This is a genomic window from Halomonas sp. V046 (assembly GCF_052645355.1).
In genome coordinates this window covers 211,619-229,054 of the sequence record NZ_JBQXYF010000003.1, presented here as the reverse complement: position 1 = coordinate 229,054, position 17,436 = coordinate 211,619, and the positions used below count along the sequence as shown (strand labels likewise).

Sequence of the window (17,436 nt, the reverse complement as noted above, 5' to 3'; positions counted from 1 at the left end):
GAGGGCGCCGCCGGGCCACATGGCCCATGGCCTGAGCCGTCGCCGTGAGCGGCCCCTGCACCGCCCGCGATCCAGCACCGCCCGCGATCCAGCACCGCCCGCGATATCGGGGCGGTGCTGGCGTCTGGGGGCCGGGAGGTCTCGGTGGCACCGTCTCAGTAGTGAGGTGGAAGCTCGTCGTCTGGCCCAGGGGTCATGCCCTGACCGGTACTGGCTTGCATGTCCTTAAGGCGTGTCTGCATCAACTCGCCGAGGCGCTCAAGCTTCATCAGACGGCGCTCCTGTTGCGCAATCGCCTGATCCAGGGTGTCTAGCCAGTGCTCTTGATAGGCCACGCGGCTCTCCAGCGCCTCCAAGCGCTGTGCTGTATCGGCGGACTCCTTGTCAACACCCGTGATAGACTGATGTTGCGGTGTGTCACCGTTCATCGTGATACCCGCCTGCCCGCCGGGCAGCAGGACGCTTGCGCTGTCGGGAGCGGCGTCGGATACGTCAATGACAAGGACGTATCCGATTCGTGCTTTGACACCGAGCGCTTCGATTCGTTGCGCTTTCGCAGTATTCGTCCCATGGTCATTCCATCCGTTTTTACGCCAAGAGAGTATTCAAGGTCCATGAAAAGAAGGGTTGTGTTTCGTTGCAGTGTAATCAGTCTGCTGCTGGCCGCACCGGCACCTTTGCTGGTCGCGTTGCTGGCGAGCCTGGGCGCCGGTGTCTCGATCGAGGTGCTGACCTCGAGCATCGAGGAAGATCGTATCCTGGCCGGCTACGTCTTTGCGGCGGCGGCGGTGTTCGCCTTGTTGATGCTGGCCACCCTGGCCGTCAATGCCCTGACGCCCCAGCTCGTCAACCTGGCCGAGGTGGAAGATGATGACCGTGAGATCGGAGAGGTCAAGTGGTTCAACGTCAACAAGGGCTATGGGTTCATCACCCGGGACGGCGGCGAGGACGTGTTCGTCCACTTTCGCGCCATTCGCGGGCGTGGCCATCGCACCCTGGCCGAGGGCCAGCGTGTGCGCTATTACGTGATCGAGAACGACCGTGGCCTTCAGGCCGACGATGTGACCGTGATCACCTGACGGCCCTGGCTTGACCACCGGGCGCCGCGTTGCTGTCTGGTGCCGAGATGACCGATGACGCCCCGCCCTCGAGCGGGGCGTCGTTGTGTGGGGGCGCCCCCAGGCCGCGGCGACAGGTCGCTTAGGCCCCGGCAGAGCCCCTGGGGTGGCGCCTCAGCGACCCGAGTCGGGCCAGTCGATGGGCTGTTCGTTACCGTCGGGGGTGACCTGGAGGAAACGGTCGGGGTCATCGCCCGGCTGCCAGCCGCCCAGCGAGCAGCGCACCTCACAGCCGAGTGCCTCGGCGGCGGCCCGGGCGCAATCGACGTCCGTCGGCCAGGGGGTCGCGGCGCTGTCGAACCACAGGCTGGCGAAGCCATCGGCGGCCTTGGCCACCAGCAACACCGGGACAGCGGCACCTTCGCGCTGGCCTTCGGTGCGCCACTTGAGCTTGCCGCTGGCGGTCAGCGGCGGCGCCTGCATGACGGCGCCCAGCCAGTCGCTGATGCGCTCGGTATCGGCCTGGGCCAGGTAGATCTCGATATCGGGATAGCGATGCATGCGTACCTCAAGCCGATGTGGTGGTGGTGTCGGTGAACAGGCGAACGAGGATAGCCTCGTAGATGGCGCTCAGGTCATCCAGATCGCTGGCCAGTACGCGCTCGTCGACCTTGTGAATGGTGGCATTGCGTGGGCCCAGCTCAACCACCTGGGTACCGAGGGTCGCGATGAAGCGGCCATCCGAGGTGCCGCCTGACGTCGACAGTACCGGTGTCGTGCCGGTGACATCCGCCACGCCGTGCACGGTAGCGTCCACCAGCGCGCCTTCGCGGGTCAGGAAGGGGGAGCCGTTGAGGGTCCAGTCGATCTCGAAGTCCAGATCGTGACCGCGCAGCAGGGTTTCGGTGCGCTCACGTAGTTCGGTGTCGGTGGTCTCGGTGGAGAAGCGGAAATTGAACACGATTTCCACGTCGCCGGGAATGACGTTGGTGGCGCCGGTGCCGGCGCGGATGTTGGAGATCTGGAAGCTGGTGGCAGGAAAGCAGTCGTTGCCCGCATCCCAGTGTTCGTTGGCGAGAGCATCGAGCGCCGGGGCGACTTGATGGATGGGGTTGCGCGCCAGGTGGGGGTAAGCCACGTGGCCCTGGATGCCGCGTACCCTGAGCACGCCACCGAGAGAGCCGCGGCGGCCGTTCTTGATCACGTCGCCGAGGCGTTCGGTAGAGGACGGTTCGCCGACGATGCAGTAGTCGAGACGTTCGTTGCGCTCGCGCAGGTGTTCGACCACGGCCCGGGTGCCATCCACCGCCGGCCCCTCCTCATCGGAGGTGATCAGGAAGGCGATGCGCCCCTGGTGGTCGGGGCAGGTCGCGACGAAACGCTCCGCGGCCGTGATCATGGCGGCCAGGCTGCCTTTCATGTCGGCCGCGCCGCGCCCGCGCAACATGCCTTGCGCGTCGATCTGCGGAGCGAAGGGAGGGGTCTGCCATTGGCTCTCTGGCCCGGTGGGCACCACGTCGGTGTGGCCGGCGAAGGCCAGCACCGGGCCGTGATGCCCACGCACCGCCCAGAAGTTCTCCACATCGCCGAAGGTCAGGCGCTCGACTTCGAACCCCAGGCGCTCGAGGCGCTCGATCATCAGCGCCTGGCAGCCTAAGTCATCCGGCGTCACCGAGGGGCGCTGAATCAGGTCCATGGCCAGCGCCAGGGTGGGAGAGAGCGCTGCGCCGCTGGCGGCGACGGGGGCGGGTGTTTCGGTAGTCGGCATAGGCGTCTCGAAGACGCTGCGCCGGCTTACGCCGGCGAGCGAATCAGTTGTGGGCGTGGAGGGCTTCATTAAGCGCGATGGCGCTCTTGTTGGTCAGGCATTCGATGCGGCCGTTCTTGGAGTTGCGGCGCAGCAGCAGGTCGGGCTGCCCGGCGAGCTCCCGAGCGGCCACGGTGCGCACTTCCTGGCCCTGGTCATCGAGCACGGCGACCTTGGCGCCGGCGGTGATGTAGAGGCCTGCCTCCACGGTGCAGCGATCGCCCAGCGGGATGCCGATACCGGCATTGGCGCCGATCAGGCAGCCTTCGCCCACGGCGATGACGATATTGCCGCCGCCGGAAAGGGTGCCCATGGTCGAGCAGCCACCGCCGAGATCGGAGCCCTTGCCGACCATGACGCCTGCCGAGATGCGTCCTTCGATCATGCCCGGACCCTCGGTGCCGGCGTTGAAGTTGACGAAGCCCTCGTGCATCACGGTGGTGCCTTCGCCGAGGTGAGCGCCCAGGCGCACCCGGGCGGTATCGGCGATACGCACGCCCCCCGGGACCACGTAGTCGGTCATCTTGGGGAACTTGTCGACGCAGTCCACCGACAGCGGGCGGCCTTCCAGGCGAGCCTTGAGGCGGCGGGCGGGCAGTTCTTCGATGTCGATGGGGCCTTCGCTCGACCAGGCGATATTGCGCAGCAGGCCGAACATGCCGGTCAGGTCGACGCCGTGGGGCTTGACCAGGCGGTGGGACAGCAGGTGCAGCTTGAGATATACCTCCGGGGCGGTCTGCGGCGGCAGGTCTTCGCTGAGGAAGGTCGCGACCAGCGGACGCTGGCTGGCGGCCAGGCTCGCCGCGAGATCGGCCTGGACCGGGTGGCCGGCATCACGCAGGGCCTCGGCAAGCGCTGCGCAGTGCTCCGGCAGAAAGCTGACGGCGGCGTTGCCGGCGGGGGCGTCGAGGACCTTGGCGGCCGCCGCGGTCAGGCTCGCATCGGGGTTGAGCAGCGGAGCCGGGTAGTAGACTTCGAGCCAGTCGCCCTGGGTGTTTTGGGAGCCGATACCGAGTGCAAAACTGAGCATGTGCTTGTCCTTGAAAGGTGGAGGAGTCGGGGTCAAAGGGTGTCGTAGTCGCCGTCGCGATAGCCGACCAGGATGTCGTCACCGGTGTCCAGCAGCGGGCGCTTGATCAAGGTCGGATGGGCGAGCATCAGCTCGCGGGCCTTGTTGGCATCCGCGTCGGCCTTGGCACTGTCGGGCAGCTCGCGCCAGGTGGTGCTGCGCTTGTTGAGCAGCGTCATGACCGGCACCGAGAGCAGGAAATGTTCGAGCAGGGCCGCCGAGACGCCATCGTCGCGCAGCTCGTGGACCTGGTACGGGTGGCCGCTGCTGTCGAGCGCCTTGCGCGCCTTGCGGCAGGTGTCACAGCTCTTCAGCACGTAGAGCGTCAGCATGGAAAGCCTCCAGTCGGTAGCGAGCGGTCGTGGGTATCAGATTAGCCGCGTTCGAGTAGGTCACGCAGGCGTTGGGCGGCCTCGCGTGTCGGCGCGAGGGCATCGACCAGGGCCAGGCGCAGGCGGCCGCTGCCGGGGTTGATGCCATTGGCGCCGGGGCGCCCCATGTAGCTGCCCGGCAGTACGCTTAAGTGGGCCTCCGCGTAGAGGCGTCGGGTGAAGGCTTCATCGTCGCCATCGGGTACCGCCGGCCACAGGTAGAAGCTGGCTTCGGGCGTCGAAAAGTCCATCACCGGCGCGAGGATCTCGGTGACCGCGGCAAATTTTTCGCGATAGGCGTCGCGGTTGGCGCGCACGTGGGCCTCGTCGCTCCAGGCGGTCATGGAGGCGTGCTGGATCGGCAGCGACATGGCACAGCCATGGTAGGTGCGATAGCGCTTGAAGGCCTGGATCAGGTCGGCGTCGCCGGCGACGAATCCCGAACGCAGTCCAGGCAGGTTGGAGCGCTTGGACAGCGAATGAAAGACCAGGCAGCGATGGTAGTCGTGGCGCCCCATGGCCGCGGCGGCTTGCAGCAGGCCGGGCGGCGGCGCGTCTTCATCGAGGTACAGCTCGGAGTAGCACTCGTCGGAGGCGATGATGAAGTCGTGCTCGTCGGCGAGCTCGATCAGGCGCTGGAAGTCCTCGATCGGCGTGACCGCACCGGTGGGGTTGCCCGGCGAGCAGACGAAGATCATCTGCACCTGGCGCCAGTCGTCGCTGGACACGGCGTCGATATCCGGGCGGAAGCCGTTGGCGGCGACGGCGTCCAGGTACAGGGGTGTGCCCCCGGCCAGTAGCGTCGCGCCTTCGTAGATCTGGTAGAACGGATTGGGCACGGCGACCCGGGCCGGCCGCGATCGATCGAGCATCGCCTGGACAACGGCGAAGATGGCCTCTCGGGTGCCGTTGACCGGCAGCACCTGGGTCTCGGGGTCGAGTCCGGCCAGGGCGAAGCGGCGTGTCGTCCAGTCGGCGATGGTGCGGCGTAGCTCCGGCAGGCCGGTGGTTGCCGGGTAGCGCGCGAACTCCGCCTGATGGCGATGCAGCGTTTCGAGGGCGGCAGCGTACGGCGGGTGCTGCGGCTCGCCGATGGTCAGGGCCAGGGGCTCAAGCTCCGGCGGCGGGGTGAGCGCCTTCTTCAGGGCGGCGAGGCGCTCGAAGGGGTAGGGCTTGAGGGCATCGATGTCGGGGTTCATGAGTGTCCAGGCGCGCCTTTTTAGGCGTCGTTATCGTGGCAGCGTTGTGCTAGGGGCTGACGGGGCGCCAGCCGTCTACGCCGTTATCGGCGAGAGCGCGGATGGTTGGCGCCGGGCAACGATTATAGGGAAGGCACCGAAAGGGCTCAAACCCGGACCGGTCGTGGCCTGCTCGGGGAGGGCCTAGCGTGCCAGGGGCGGCGCTCCTAGCCCTGAATGCTCAGCACCTCGGTCAGGCGCTCGCGCAGTTTCTGCTGGCGCTCGGGGTCGGTGAGCGGAGCGCCATCGCGATCGGTGATGTAGAACACGTCTTCGACGCGTTCGCCGAGGGTGGCGATCTTGGCCGCGGACAGGGCGATGCCCTGCTCCATGAAGATACCGCCGACCCGGGCCAGCAGGCCGGGGCGGTCCGGTGCGGTCAGCTCCAGCAGGGTACGGTCGCCGCCCGGGTCCTGCTCGATGGTGACCCGGGTCGGCACCTTGAAGTGCTTGAGCTGGCGCGGCGTATGACGGGTGACGATGGTCGGATAGTCGTCGGGGTCATCGAGCTCTTCGACCAGATGGCGGCGGATCTCTTCCAGCCGCTGCGGCTCACGGATGGCGCGACCATGATCGTCCAGCACGATGAAGGTGTTCAGCGTCCAGTCGTTTAGTGAGGTGGCGATGCGGGCATCGTGGATCGACAGGCCAAGCTGCTCCATGGCCGCGGCGGTGGCGGCGAACAGGTCATCCACCGAGCGGGTGTGAATGAACACCTTGGTGCCGCCCTCGGCCATGTCGTCGGTCGGGGCGTTGATCAGAATCAGCGGCAGCTCGTTGCCGAGGTGGCCAAGCATGCCCTGGGTCTGCCACACCACTTCGCTCGGCGCGTACTGCAGGAAGAAGTCCTCGCCAAGGGACTGCCACAGGGCGTCGACCTTGGTCATGTCGGCGCCGATGGTGGCTAGCAGCGAATGGGCCTCTTGGCGGGTTTCGTTGATCCAATCCTCGCGCTCCAGCGGGTTCTCCAGGCCGCGCCGCAGGGCGCGCCGGGTCTCGGCATGGAGCTGGCGCATCAACGAGGCTCGCCAGCCGTTCCACAGGGTCGGGTTGGTGGCGTTGATGTCCGCCACCGTCAGTACGTAAAGGTAATCGAGGCGCGTCTCGTCGCCCACCGTGGCGGCGAAGTCGCGAATCACCTCGGGGTCGGTGATGTCGCGCTTCTGGGCGATCATCGACATCAGCAGGTGGTGCTCCACCAGCCAGCTGGCGAGGCGCGTATCGCGGTCCGAGACCCGGTGCTGGCGCGCGAACTCCTCGACATCGCGGGCTCCGATCAGCGAGTGATCGCCGCCGCGGCCCTTGCCGATGTCGTGGAACAGGCCGGCGATCCACAGGGTCTCCATCTTCGGCAGCTGGTGAATGAGGGTCGCGGCGACCGGGAACTCCTTTTTCGCCTCGGGTTTGCGAAAGCCATGCAGGCACTTCAGCAGGCGCAGGGTGTGGGCGTCCACGGTGTAGATATGGAACAGGTCATGCTGCATGAGCCCCACCGCCTGGCCGAAGGCGGGCAGGTACTTGCCGAGTACGCCGTAGCGGTTCATGCGCCGCAGCTGGCGGGCGACGTTGCCGCTGGAGCGCAGCAGGGCCATGAACAGCGCCTGGTGATGCGGATCGTCGCGATAGAAGTCATCGATCAGGTGGCGGTGATCGCGGATCAGCCGGATGGTGTCGGCACGTACGCCTTCGATCTCGGGGTGTTCGGCCATCAGGTAGAAGAGCTCGAGCAGCGCCGAGGGCTCATCGCGAAAGACATTGCGTGAGCGCGCCTGGATATAGCCGCCGGCGATCTCGAAGCGTTCGTTCAGAGGACTGACCGCCGGTGTCTCGTTGGGCCGCAGGATGACTTCGTCGAAGTGCTGCAGGAGCATGTCGTTGAGGCCGGCAAGGGCGGTGACGTGGCGATAGTAGCGCTTCATGAACTGCTCCACCGCCAGGCGTTCCGGGGTGTCGCGATAGCCGAACAGCTCGGCGATGGTGTTCTGGTGATCGAACAGCAGGCGATCCTCGGCCCGCCCGGTCAACATGTGCAGGGCATAGCGCACCTGCCACAGGAAGGCCTGGCCCTGGCTCAGGATGCGGTGCTCGGCATCGTTCATGAAGCCCTTGTCGACCACGTCCTCGTAGCTCTCGGTATCGAAGTGGCGCTTGGCCACCCAGCCGATCATCTGAATATCGCGCAAGCCCCCGGGGGAGCTCTTGATGTTGGGCTCGAGGTGATACTCGGAATTGTTGAAGCGGTAGTGGCGGGCGATCTGCTCCTGCCACTTGGCCTCGAAGAAACGATCCGCCGGCCACATGTGCTGCTGGGACAGGCGTTCGCGCATCGCCTCGCGCAGGGGCTCTGGGCCGGCCAGGGTGCGCGATTCCAGCAGGTTGGTGGCGACGGTGATGTCGGCTTGCGCTTCGCGGCTGCAGTCGTGAAGCGAGCGCACGCTGTGGCCGATCTCAAGCCCGATGTCCCACAGGAACGTGATGAGGGCGGTGAGCGGCTCGCGGTAGGGCGTGTCGTCGTCGTCCCGGAGCAGGAACATCAGGTCGATGTCGGAGTGCGGGTGCAGCTCGCCGCGGCCGTAGCCGCCGACGGCGAGCAGCGCCGCGCCATCGTCGAGGCCGGCATGGCGCTCCCAGGCCAGGGCCAGCAGCTGGTCGATGCACCAGGCGCGCCCCCGCACCAGATCGCGTATGTCGGCACCGCCGAGGAAGCGCTCGTCCAGGCGGGCCTGAATTTCCCTCAGCGCGCCCTTGAAGGGGGCGATGGGAGAGCGCTGGCCGTCGAGCTGGGTGCGGAATTCCTCGAAGTCGAACAGTTCGAACTCGGGAGCGAAGCGATAATGGTGCAGGAGCATGGACGTCTCAGCGCTGGAGGAAGGACAGGTCTTCTTCCGAGCGAGCGGTCAGCACCTCGACCCCCGTCTCGGTGACCAGCAGGGTATGCTCCCACTGGGCGGTCAGTCCCTTGTCCTTGGTCACGGCGGTCCAGCCGTCACGCAGCACCTTGGTGCGGTGATCGCCGATGTTGATCATCGGTTCGATGGTAAAGCACATGCCGGCGGCGAGGGCGATGTCCGCCTCCGGCGCGTAACCATCGTAGTGCAGGATCTGGGGATCCTCGTGGAACCCCGCGCCGATGCCGTGGCCGCAGAAGTCCTGCACCACCGAGTAGCCGTTTTCCTTGGCGTGGCCTTCGATGGCCCGGGCAAGCTCCGACAGGCGGACGCCGGGGCGGACCAGGGCCATGCTCTTGTACAGGCATTCCTGGGTCACGCGGCATAAGCGCTCGCCCTGGATGCTCTCGCCGACCACGAACATCACGCTGGAGTCGCCGTGGTAGCCCTCGGCGGTCTTGACGGTAATGTCCATGTTCATGATGTCGCCTTTCTTGAGTTTCTTGGCGTCATCGGGAATGCCATGGCAGACCACATGGTTGATCGAGGTGCAGATCGACTTGGGGAAGCCGTGGTAGTTCAGCGGCGCGGGGGTGGAGCCGAGCTCGTTGACGATGAAGTCATGGCACAGGCGGTCGAGGTGCCCGGTGCTGACGCCGACCTCGACGTGGGGAGCGATCATCTCCAATACGCGGGCGGCCTGGCGGCCTGCTTCACGCATCTTCTCGATTTCTTCGGGCGTCTTGATGGGTACGTTCATGGAATCTCGGGTCTGGGTGGTGTCGCCCGGGGACGGCGGGCTGGCGTCAGCTGAAGTGACGGGTCGTCGCGCCGGACGCTCGCCCGGGACGGCGGTCTCTGGGCGTTAGCAGCGCTCGGCGTCCCGGCGCAAGGCCTGGGGTCGCCCGGTAGTTTACGCGAAAGCGCGCCTCGGGGCGGCAGCACTTGCCAGCGAACTACCGGTATCGACATCACCTGACGGTGGCCTGAGACGTCCGACGACTTCAACTCGAAGGCTAACCATGGTATAAAGCTGCGCGCTTTCCTGCAATCGCCGTTCCTGGTTGCCGCTTCGCTCCCCGGCCACGGTTTCTGGGCAAGTTCTTGGACACGTTCTCGGAACAGGCTTCAGACCAAGGGCCGGAGCCAGCGTCCACCAGCACGCGAAGGTGGGAGGGTGTCACCCTATAGAGGCGCGCGTAGTGCGTGCCCGTAAGCCTTGAAAACACACATGCACCGACACATGGTCCCGGGTGCCTTCGGTGAGAGCCGTCGGTCGGATCCATGGGGTGCGTGGAGGCCTAACCCGATTTTCCAGGAGTCATCCATGGCACACGTTAATATGCGTGACCTGCTGAAGGCAGGCGCACACTTCGGTCACCAGACCCGTTACTGGAACCCGAAGATGAGCAAGTTCATCTTCGGCGCTCGTAACAAGATTCACATCATCAACCTCGAGCATACCCTTCCGGCGCTCAACGAGGCGATCGATGTGATCGAGAAGATGGCCGCGTCCAACAACAAGATCCTGTTTGTTGGCACCAAGCGCAGCGCGAGCAAGATCATCAAGGAAGAGGCCAACCGCGTTGGTCAGCCCTTCGTGAACCATCGCTGGCTCGGCGGCATGCTGACGAACTTCAAGACCATTCGTCAGTCGATCAAGCGTCTGCGCGATCTCGAATCCATGCGTGAAGATGGCACCTTCGAGAAGCTGACCAAGAAAGAAGTCCTGATGTCCACCCGCGAGCAGGACAAGCTCGAGCGCTCCATCGGTGGTATCAAGAACATGGGCGGCCTGCCCGACGCGCTGTTCGTGATCGACGTTGATCACGAGCGCATCGCGATCAACGAGGCCAACAAGCTCGGCATCCCGGTCATCGGTGTGGTGGATACCAACTCTGATCCGGACGGTGTCGACTACGTGATCCCGGGTAACGATGACTCCATTCGTGCCATCCAGATCTACGTGAAGGCCATCGCCGACGCTTGTGGTCGTGCGAAGGAAGGTCGTCCCGATGAGTTCGTCGAAGTGACCGACAGCGAAGGCGATACCGCCGCCGCTGCCGAGTAAGCTTCGGCCCGCCTGGGCCAGCCGGCCGCGTAAGCGGTCTACGCCGGACAGGCGCAAAGGGGGCCGCGGCCCCCTTTTCTCTACTCTGGCCGCGGGGTCTGATGCCCCGAGGTCAACCTGACACCCAGGTCGAACCATTCAGAGGTGAATACCATGGCAGCTATCAGCGCCTCCCAGGTCAAGGAACTGCGCGAGCGTACCGGGCTCGGCATGATGGAGTGCAAGAAAGCACTCACCGAAGCCGGCGGTGACATCGATCAAGCGATCGAGGATCTGCGCAAGAACTCTGGCCTCAAGGCCGCCAAGAAGGCCGACCGTACCGCCGCCGAAGGCGTGGTCGTCTCTCGCGTCGCCGACGATGGCAGTGTCGGCGTGATGGTCGAGATCAACTCCGAGACCGACTTTGTCGCCCGTGACGACAACTTCAAGGCCTTCGCCGCCAAGATCGCCGACGCCTTCTTCGCCGCCAAGAGCGAAGACGTTGCCGCGGTCATGAATGGCGAGCTCGAGACCGCTCGCGAGCAACTCGTGCAGAAGATCGGCGAGAACATCGGCGTGCGTCGTGCCATCGTCGTCAACGCCGCCGCGGGCAACCTCGTGGGCGCCTACGTCCACGGTGGCCGCATCGGCGTGCTGACCGAGCTCAAGGGTGGTACCACCGATGCCGCCAAGGATGTCGCCATGCACGTGGCCGCCATCAATCCGGCCGTGGCGCATCCCGAAGAAATGCCGCAGGCGCAGCTCGACGAAGAGAAGGCCATCATCCTGGCGCAGCCGGACATGGCCGGCAAGCCGGAGCAGATCGCCGAGAAGATGGTTCAAGGCCGCCTCAAGAAGTACCTGGCCGAGAACAGCCTGACCGAGCAGCCCTTCGTCAAGGACCCGAACGTCAGCGTCCGCGAGTTCGTCAAGGCCGCGGGTGGTGAAGTGGTTGGCTTCACGCGCTTCGAAGTGGGCGAAGGCATCGAGAAGGAAGAGGTCGACTTCGCCAAGGAAGTGATGGAACAGGCCAAGCGTAGCTAAGGTCTTAGGTTCCAGTCTGTGATATCCGTCGTGATGCCACAGTAGGTCGATGGCGTGCGCGCGAGCGCACGCCTTCGTGTATGCGGCCGGTTGATTCCGGTCGAGCTTGCCAATCCGGAGACATGCCATGAGTAGCGCCGATTCCTCCCCCTCCGCCAAACCCGAAAAGACCCGCGCCGACGTCTCGAAGTACAAGCGGATCCTGCTCAAGCTGTCGGGCGAAGCGCTGACCGGTGATGCCGACTTCGGTATCGACCCCAAGGTGCTGGACCGCATGGCCCTGGAAATCGGCCAGCTGGTGGGTATCGGGGTCCAGGTGGGTATCGTGGTCGGTGGCGGCAACCTGTTCCGTGGCGCGGCCTTGCACGCGGCGGGTATGGAGCGAGTCACCGGCGACCACATGGGCATGCTGGCGACGGTGATGAACGCGCTGGCCATGCGCGATGCGCTCGAGCGTGCCAATATTCGTTCGCGGGTGATGTCGGCGATTCCCATGAGTGGCGTGGTCGAACACTACGATCGGCGCACCGCTATCCGCTATCTCACCTCCGGAGACGTGGTACTGTTCTCCGCCGGCACCGGTAATCCTTTCTTCACCACGGATTCGGCCGCCTGCCTGCGTGGCATCGAGATCGATGCCGACGTGGTGGTCAAGGCCACCAAGGTGGACGGCGTGTACAACAAGGACCCGGTCAAGTTCGACGATGCGGTCAAGTACGACCAGCTGTCCTACGACGATGCGCTGGAGCAGAAGCTGGGGGTAATGGATTTGACCGCCATCTGCCTGGTACGGGACCATGATATGCCGGTTCGGGTCTTCAATATGAACAAGCCTGGCGCCCTGCTGAACCTGGTGGTGGGCGGCAAGGAAGGCACGCTGATTGATAGAGGGTGAGACAGTGATCGACGATATCAAGAAAGACTGCGAAGTACGGATGCAAAAGACCATCGAGTCGCTGCATCACAACTTCAACAAGATTCGTACCGGCCGCGCGCATCCGAGCATTCTGGATGCGGTGCAGGTCGAGTATTACGGCTCCATGATGCCGCTCAACCAGGTCGCCTCGGTCAACGTCGAGGATGCCCGCACCCTGACCGTGGTGCCCTGGGAGCAGCCGATGGTGCCGAAGGTCGAGAAGGCCATCATGACCTCCGACCTGGGCCTCAACCCGGCCAGCGCCGGCAACGTCATTCGCGTGCCGATGCCGATGCTGACCGAGGAAACACGCAAGGGCTACATCAAGCAGGCCCGTTCCGAAGCCGAGAACGCCCGGGTGGCGGTGCGCAACGTGCGTCGCGATGCCAACGGCGATCTCAAGTCGCTGCTCAAGGACAAGGATATTTCCGAGGACGAGCAGCGCCAGGGCGAAGACGACGTACAGAAGCTGACCGACCGCTTCGTCGCCGAGATCGACAAGGCGCTGGCATCGAAGGAAGATGACCTGATGCAGGTCTGACGCCGGGTCGGCATTGTTGCCGCCCTGTGTCGCGCCGGGGCCCAGGCCCCGGTCCTTGATTCAACCGCCATGCGAGACATCATGACGTCACCGCCGTCTCCCCAACTTCGACCGCTGCCGGCCGCGGCCGATCTGCCACGCCACGTCGCCGTCATCATGGATGGCAACAACCGCTGGGCGCGTGCCCGCGGCATGTCTGGCGTGCGCGGCCATCACGCCGGCGTCGAGGCCGTGCGTGCGGTTATCCGGCGCGCCGCCGAGCGGCGCATCGAGACCCTGACCCTGTTCGCCTTTTCCAGCGAGAACTGGAAGCGTCCGGTGGCCGAGGTCAATGCGCTGATGGAGCTGTTTCTGATGGCGCTCAAGCGTGAAGTGAAGAAGCTTCACCAGCACGACATCCGGCTGTCGGTGATCGGTGATTCCACCGGGTTTTCGACGGCGATCCAGAAGCATATTCGCGATGCCGAGGCGCTGACCCGGCACAACACCGGTCTGCACCTGGTCATCGCCGCCAACTATGGCGGTCAGTGGGACATCGCCTGTGCCGCGCGGCGTCTCGCCGAGCGTGTCGCCGACGGGGATCTCGATCCCGCCACCATCGATGAGCAGTCCCTCGGCGCTGAGGTGTGCCTGGGCGATGCTCCCGCGGTGGACCTGTGCATTCGCACCAGCGGTGAGCGCCGCATCTCGAATTTCTTGCTGTGGCAGATGGCCTACGCCGAGCTGTACTTCACCCAAGTGCTGTGGCCGGACTTCGACGGCGATGCCTTCGACGATGCCCTCGAGGATTTCTGTCAGCGCAAGCGCCGTTTCGGCATGACCGACGAACAACTCGAGGCCCAGGGTGCTTAAGCAACGCATCATCACCGCCGCCTGGCTGGCGCCCCTGGCGTTGGCCGGACTGTTCGGCCTGTCCGGTGGGGCCTTCGCCCTGTTTACCGCCGCGATCGTGCTGCTCGCCGGGTGGGAATGGGCCAACCTCGCCGGCTTCGAGCGTGGCGCCAGGCGTCTCGCTCCGGTCGTGGCCCTTGGCGTGGCCATGGCCGCCCTGTGGGTCGCTGGTCAGTCCCAGGCGGCCTGGGTGCTGGTGATCGGGGCGCTGGGCTGGCTGGCCAACCTGTGGTGGGTGACCGGCCACCCGGCGCGCCAGGCCCAATGGTCGTCGTCGGCCATGCGCCTGGCCATGGGCGGCTGGGTACTGCTGCCGACCTGGGTGGGTTTCAACGTGCTCAGAGATAGTGGCGCCGTCTGGTTGCTGTTCGTGCTGCTGCTGGTGTGGGGTGCGGACATCGGCGCCTACTTTGTCGGCCGTGCGGTCGGGCGTCGCAAGCTGGCGCCTCACGTCAGCCCCGGCAAGTCCTGGGAAGGCGTCTACGGCGGCATGGCGGTGACGGCGACACTGGCAGTGGTGTTTGCGCTCTGGCAGTCGCTGGGTGGGGGCGCGACGGCGGTGCTCGTGGCACTGACCCTGGCCGTGACCCTGGTCTCCGTGCTGGGCGACCTGCTCGAGAGCATGTTAAAACGCCAGCGCGGGATTAAGGACTCCAGCCAGCTGTTGCCGGGCCATGGCGGGGTGCTCGATCGCATCGATAGCCTGACCGCGGCGGTGCCGTTATTTGCCCTTTTCTTTCGTTGGCTGGTGATGACATGACCCAGGGTCATTTTCCCGATACCGCGGGGCGTTCGCTGGACGGTTCGAGCGACCGCCGACCGCAGGGTGTGGTAGTGCTGGGGGCCACCGGCTCGATCGGCACCAGCACCCTGGATGTCATCGCCCGCCACCCCGAGCGTTACCGAGTGCACGCGTTGAGCGCCCATCGCTCGCGCGAATCACTTTATCAGCAGTGCCTGGTACACCGTCCCGATGTCGCGGTCCTGGATGCGGCCGTAGATGCGGATTGGCTGGGCGCTCGTCTCGCCGAGGCGGGGCTGCCCACCGAGGTGCGTCACGGTGAGCAGGCGCTGGCCGAAATCGCGCGGGCCAGCGAGGCCGATGTGGTAATGGCGGCGATCGTCGGTGCCGCCGGCCTGCTGCCGACCCTGGCCGCGGTGCAAGCCGGCAAGCGGGTCCTGCTCGCCAACAAGGAGGCCCTGGTGATGTCCGGGGCGTTGTTCATGGGTGCGGTGGAGCAGAGCGGGGCAGCGCTGCTGCCGATCGACTCCGAACACAATGCGATCTTTCAGTGTCTGCCCCAGCGGCATCGCGGCGGTCTGGAGCGCCACGGCGTCACCCAGCTGCTGCTGACCGCTTCCGGCGGGCCCTTTCGCGGCTACGACCCTGAGCGCTTGGCCGCGGTGACGCCGGAGCAGGCCTGCGCCCATCCCAATTGGTCGATGGGGCGCAAGATCTCGGTGGATAGTGCCACCCTGATGAACAAGGGGCTTGAACTGATCGAGGCCTGCTGGCTGTTCGATGCACGCCCGGATCAGATTCAGGTCGTGGTGCATCCCCAGAGCGTGATCCATTCCATGGCCGCCTATAGCGATGGCTCGGTGATTGCTCAGCTCGGCAATCCGGACATGCGTACCCCCATCGCCTACGGCTTGGGTTGGCCCGAGCGTATCGACGCCGGGGTCAAGCCTCTGGACTTGTTTGCGGTGGCCAGGCTCGACTTCGAGCCCGCGGACGAAACGGCCTTTCCCTGCCTGCGCCTGGCACGGGAGGCCATGGAAGAAGGTGGCACGGCGCCGGCGGTTCTCAACGCGGCCAATGAGGTCGCGGTGGCGGCATTTCTCAATGGCCGACTGGGCTTTACCGACATTGCCCGTGTGGTGGAGCGAGTGCGGGACGCGTCCGAGCCCCGTCGCGCCGACAGCCTCGAGGCGGTGCTTGCTGCCGACGCGGGGGCGCGTGCCTTGGCGAAGGCCGGGTTGGAGGGGCGAGGATGACGCCACCGTCGACGAGGAACCTTTGTCCTCGAGCGTTGCCGGAAAGCCAGGCTCGAGGCCTTGCGACCGGTGGTGGCAAAGGGCGCGCGCGCACTCGAGTATCTGGGGAACGTGGTGACGGGCCCTGCGGCAAGGATGTCGATGCTTTCAACACAGTGGCAGGGTTTCAAAGGAGAGTGGCTTGGGCCTGATTCAGAATATTCTTGCCGTGATCGTGGTGCTCGGCCTGCTGATCACCTTCCACGAATTCGGGCACTTCTGGGTCGCCCGTCGCTGTGGCGTCAAGGTGCTGCGGTTCTCGGTGGGCTTCGGCAAGCCATTGTGGTCACGTCATGATCGCCACGGCACGGAATTTGCCGTTGCGGCCATTCCCCTTGGCGGTTACGTCAAGATGCTGGACGAGCGCGAAGGCGATGTGGATCCTGCCGAACGGGATCAAGCCTTCAATCGCAAGTCGGTGTGGGCGCGCATGGCCATCGTTGCCGCCGGCCCGATCGCCAACTTTCTCCTCGCCCTGGTCGCCTACTGGGCCCTGTTCGTGGCGGGTACCACCACGGTGGTGCCGGTCATTGGGGAGGTGACGCCCGCATCGCCTGCCGCCGAAGCCGGGTTGCACGAGGGGCTCGAGATCACTCGGGTCCAGGGTCAGCCGGTGCGCTCCTGGGATGAGGTCAACCTCAAGCTGGTCGCGGCCATCGGCGTCAGCGGCGAGCTGACGCTCGCCGCCCGAGACGAAGGCAATAGCCGCGACGAGACCTACCGCATGCCGGTGACGGACTGGCTGGTGGGCCAGGATCCGCCCCAGCCGCTGGTATCGCTCGGCGTGACGCCGTGGCGTCCACCAATGCCGGCCGTGATCGGCCAGGTGATGGACGGCGAGCCGGCCCAGGCGGCCGGCCTGCGGGCCGGCGACCGTGTCATCGCGCTGGATGGCGAGCCGGTCGCCGACTGGGCGGCGTTGGTCACGCGGGTGCGTGAGCGCCCCAATGCGACCCTGGCGCTTGGCGTGGAGCGGGAGGGCGAGCGGCTCGAGCTGAGCCTCACGCCGCGAGCCAATACCCTCGAGGATGGTAGCGAGATTGGCTATATCGGTGCCGGCGTAGCGACGGTAGAGTGGCCAGAGAAGTGGCGCCGCGAAATTCGCTATGGACCGATCGACGCCATGGGCCAGGCGGTCGGCCGGACGGCCGAAATGACCGTCTTGACCTTCGACGCCGTGCGCAAGATGCTGGTCGGCCTGATTTCGCCGACCAACCTGTCCGGCCCCATTACCATCGCGCGAATCGCCGGTGACACGGCCCGCTCAGGGCTCGAGAGCTTCGTCGGTTTCATGGCGTACCTGTCGATCAGTCTCGGCGTGCTCAACTTGCTGCCTATCCCGGTGCTGGACGGTGGCCACCTGCTGTACTACGTCATCGAGGCCATCAGAGGTCGCCCGGTGTCCGAGCGCACCCAGGCCGTGGGCTTGAAGATTGGGCTGGCTCTCGTCGGCACGCTGATGGTCATGGCGCTGTATTTTGATCTGATGCGGCTCTGGTAGAGCGCTCCCTCGCTTGTCAGTAGTA

Annotated in this window: 17 protein-coding genes; 9 read left to right on the top strand and 8 right to left on the bottom strand. The window is 65.5% G+C overall.

The window, feature by feature from the left end:
* Positions 1-155 precede the first annotated feature (155 nt).
* The gene (locus tag ACUN9Y_RS05375; protein ID WP_445459657.1) at positions 156-335 is read right to left on the bottom strand and encodes a SlyX family protein; all 180 of its coding nucleotides are present in this window, start codon (positions 333-335) and stop codon (positions 156-158) included.
* A 279-nt stretch (positions 336-614) separates the two neighbouring features.
* On the opposite strand from ACUN9Y_RS05375, the gene ACUN9Y_RS05370 reads away from it, so the two are divergent.
* On the top strand, positions 615-1,079 hold the full coding sequence (locus ACUN9Y_RS05370) for a cold-shock protein (protein WP_445459656.1): 465 nt from the start codon (positions 615-617) through the stop codon (positions 1,077-1,079).
* A 153-nt stretch (positions 1,080-1,232) separates the two neighbouring features.
* On the opposite strand, the gene ACUN9Y_RS05365 is transcribed toward ACUN9Y_RS05370, so the two are convergent.
* The 7 genes from ACUN9Y_RS05365 to map all read right to left on the bottom strand — a co-directional run bounded on the left by ACUN9Y_RS05365 (position 1,233) and on the right by map (position 9,191).
* Positions 1,233-1,619: a hypothetical protein gene (locus tag ACUN9Y_RS05365; RefSeq protein ID WP_445459655.1), complete on the bottom strand. Its 387-nt coding sequence runs from the start codon at positions 1,617-1,619 to the stop codon at positions 1,233-1,235.
* A gap of 7 nt (positions 1,620-1,626) precedes the next feature.
* The gene (dapE, locus tag ACUN9Y_RS05360; RefSeq protein WP_445459654.1) at positions 1,627-2,826 is read right to left on the bottom strand and encodes a succinyl-diaminopimelate desuccinylase; all 1,200 of its coding nucleotides are present in this window, start codon (positions 2,824-2,826) and stop codon (positions 1,627-1,629) included.
* A 43-nt stretch (positions 2,827-2,869) separates the two neighbouring features.
* Entirely contained in the window at positions 2,870-3,895 is a 1,026-nt protein-coding gene (dapD, locus tag ACUN9Y_RS05355) for a 2,3,4,5-tetrahydropyridine-2,6-dicarboxylate N-succinyltransferase (protein ID WP_445459653.1), read from the bottom strand.
* A gap of 32 nt (positions 3,896-3,927) precedes the next feature.
* Positions 3,928-4,266, bottom strand: a complete 339-nt coding sequence (locus ACUN9Y_RS05350; RefSeq protein WP_445459652.1) for a Spx/MgsR family RNA polymerase-binding regulatory protein — start codon at positions 4,264-4,266, stop codon at positions 3,928-3,930.
* A 41-nt stretch (positions 4,267-4,307) separates the two neighbouring features.
* Positions 4,308-5,504 carry a succinyldiaminopimelate transaminase gene (gene dapC, locus ACUN9Y_RS05345; RefSeq protein WP_445459651.1) on the bottom strand — a complete coding sequence of 399 codons (1,197 nt, stop codon included), beginning with the start codon at positions 5,502-5,504 and terminating at the stop codon, positions 4,308-4,310.
* A 206-nt stretch (positions 5,505-5,710) separates the two neighbouring features.
* Positions 5,711-8,392, bottom strand: coding sequence for a [protein-PII] uridylyltransferase (locus tag ACUN9Y_RS05340; protein WP_445459650.1), 2,682 nt, complete (start codon positions 8,390-8,392; stop codon positions 5,711-5,713).
* Positions 8,393-8,399: 7 nt separating this feature from the next.
* Positions 8,400-9,191, bottom strand: a complete 792-nt coding sequence (map, locus tag ACUN9Y_RS05335) for a type I methionyl aminopeptidase (RefSeq protein ID WP_445459649.1) — start codon at positions 9,189-9,191, stop codon at positions 8,400-8,402.
* A gap of 567 nt (positions 9,192-9,758) precedes the next feature.
* Between map and rpsB the strand changes: the two genes are divergently transcribed.
* From rpsB to rseP, 8 genes are all read left to right on the top strand, one after another.
* Positions 9,759-10,502, top strand: coding sequence for a 30S ribosomal protein S2 (gene rpsB, locus ACUN9Y_RS05330; protein ID WP_445459648.1), 744 nt, complete (start codon positions 9,759-9,761; stop codon positions 10,500-10,502).
* Positions 10,503-10,655: 153 nt separating this feature from the next.
* Positions 10,656-11,525 carry a translation elongation factor Ts gene (gene tsf, locus ACUN9Y_RS05325; RefSeq protein ID WP_445459647.1) on the top strand — a complete coding sequence of 290 codons (870 nt, stop codon included), beginning with the start codon at positions 10,656-10,658 and terminating at the stop codon, positions 11,523-11,525.
* Between the two features lie 127 nt (positions 11,526-11,652).
* Positions 11,653-12,420: a UMP kinase gene (gene pyrH, locus ACUN9Y_RS05320; protein ID WP_445459646.1), complete on the top strand. Its 768-nt coding sequence runs from the start codon at positions 11,653-11,655 to the stop codon at positions 12,418-12,420.
* Between the two features lie 4 nt (positions 12,421-12,424).
* Positions 12,425-12,982 (top strand): ribosome recycling factor, encoded by a 558-nt coding sequence (gene frr / locus ACUN9Y_RS05315; RefSeq protein ID WP_445459645.1) that lies wholly within the window; start codon positions 12,425-12,427, stop codon positions 12,980-12,982.
* Between the two features lie 81 nt (positions 12,983-13,063).
* A complete protein-coding gene (gene uppS / locus ACUN9Y_RS05310; protein ID WP_445459644.1) occupies positions 13,064-13,834 on the top strand; it encodes a polyprenyl diphosphate synthase in 771 nt (256 codons plus the stop codon).
* Positions 13,827-14,633, top strand: coding sequence for a phosphatidate cytidylyltransferase (locus ACUN9Y_RS05305; RefSeq protein WP_445459643.1), 807 nt, complete (start codon positions 13,827-13,829; stop codon positions 14,631-14,633). The genes uppS and ACUN9Y_RS05305 overlap by 8 nt, the downstream gene beginning before the upstream one ends.
* Positions 14,630-15,871, top strand: coding sequence for a 1-deoxy-D-xylulose-5-phosphate reductoisomerase (gene ispC / locus ACUN9Y_RS05300; RefSeq protein ID WP_445459642.1), 1,242 nt, complete (start codon positions 14,630-14,632; stop codon positions 15,869-15,871). The genes ACUN9Y_RS05305 and ispC overlap by 4 nt, the downstream gene beginning before the upstream one ends.
* Positions 15,872-16,052: 181 nt before the next feature.
* On the top strand, positions 16,053-17,411 hold the full coding sequence (rseP, locus tag ACUN9Y_RS05295; protein ID WP_445459641.1) for an RIP metalloprotease RseP: 1,359 nt from the start codon (positions 16,053-16,055) through the stop codon (positions 17,409-17,411).
* The last annotated feature ends 25 nt before the right edge of the window (positions 17,412-17,436 follow it).

Excerpts from the sequence above, each read along its gene's own strand:
- ispC (WP_445459642.1), top strand. The coding sequence starts at position 14,630 with ATGACCCAGGGTCATTTTCCCGATACCGCGGGGCGTTCGCTGGACGGT.
- tsf (WP_445459647.1), top strand. The coding sequence starts at position 10,656 with ATGGCAGCTATCAGCGCCTCCCAGGTCAAGGAACTGCGCGAGCGTACC.
- ACUN9Y_RS05370 (WP_445459656.1), top strand. The coding sequence starts at position 615 with ATGAAAAGAAGGGTTGTGTTTCGTTGCAGTGTAATCAGTCTGCTGCTG.
- ACUN9Y_RS05365 (WP_445459655.1), bottom strand. The coding sequence starts at position 1,619 with ATGCATCGCTATCCCGATATCGAGATCTACCTGGCCCAGGCCGATACC.
- uppS (WP_445459644.1), top strand. The coding sequence starts at position 13,064 with ATGACGTCACCGCCGTCTCCCCAACTTCGACCGCTGCCGGCCGCGGCC.
- dapD (WP_445459653.1), bottom strand. The coding sequence starts at position 3,895 with ATGCTCAGTTTTGCACTCGGTATCGGCTCCCAAAACACCCAGGGCGAC.
- rpsB (WP_445459648.1), top strand. The coding sequence starts at position 9,759 with ATGGCACACGTTAATATGCGTGACCTGCTGAAGGCAGGCGCACACTTC.
- map (WP_445459649.1), bottom strand. The coding sequence starts at position 9,191 with ATGAACGTACCCATCAAGACGCCCGAAGAAATCGAGAAGATGCGTGAA.
- dapC (WP_445459651.1), bottom strand. The coding sequence starts at position 5,504 with ATGAACCCCGACATCGATGCCCTCAAGCCCTACCCCTTCGAGCGCCTC.
- ACUN9Y_RS05340 (WP_445459650.1), bottom strand. The coding sequence starts at position 8,392 with ATGCTCCTGCACCATTATCGCTTCGCTCCCGAGTTCGAACTGTTCGAC.
- ACUN9Y_RS05350 (WP_445459652.1), bottom strand. The coding sequence starts at position 4,266 with ATGCTGACGCTCTACGTGCTGAAGAGCTGTGACACCTGCCGCAAGGCG.
- dapE (WP_445459654.1), bottom strand. The coding sequence starts at position 2,826 with ATGCCGACTACCGAAACACCCGCCCCCGTCGCCGCCAGCGGCGCAGCG.
- pyrH (WP_445459646.1), top strand. The coding sequence starts at position 11,653 with ATGAGTAGCGCCGATTCCTCCCCCTCCGCCAAACCCGAAAAGACCCGC.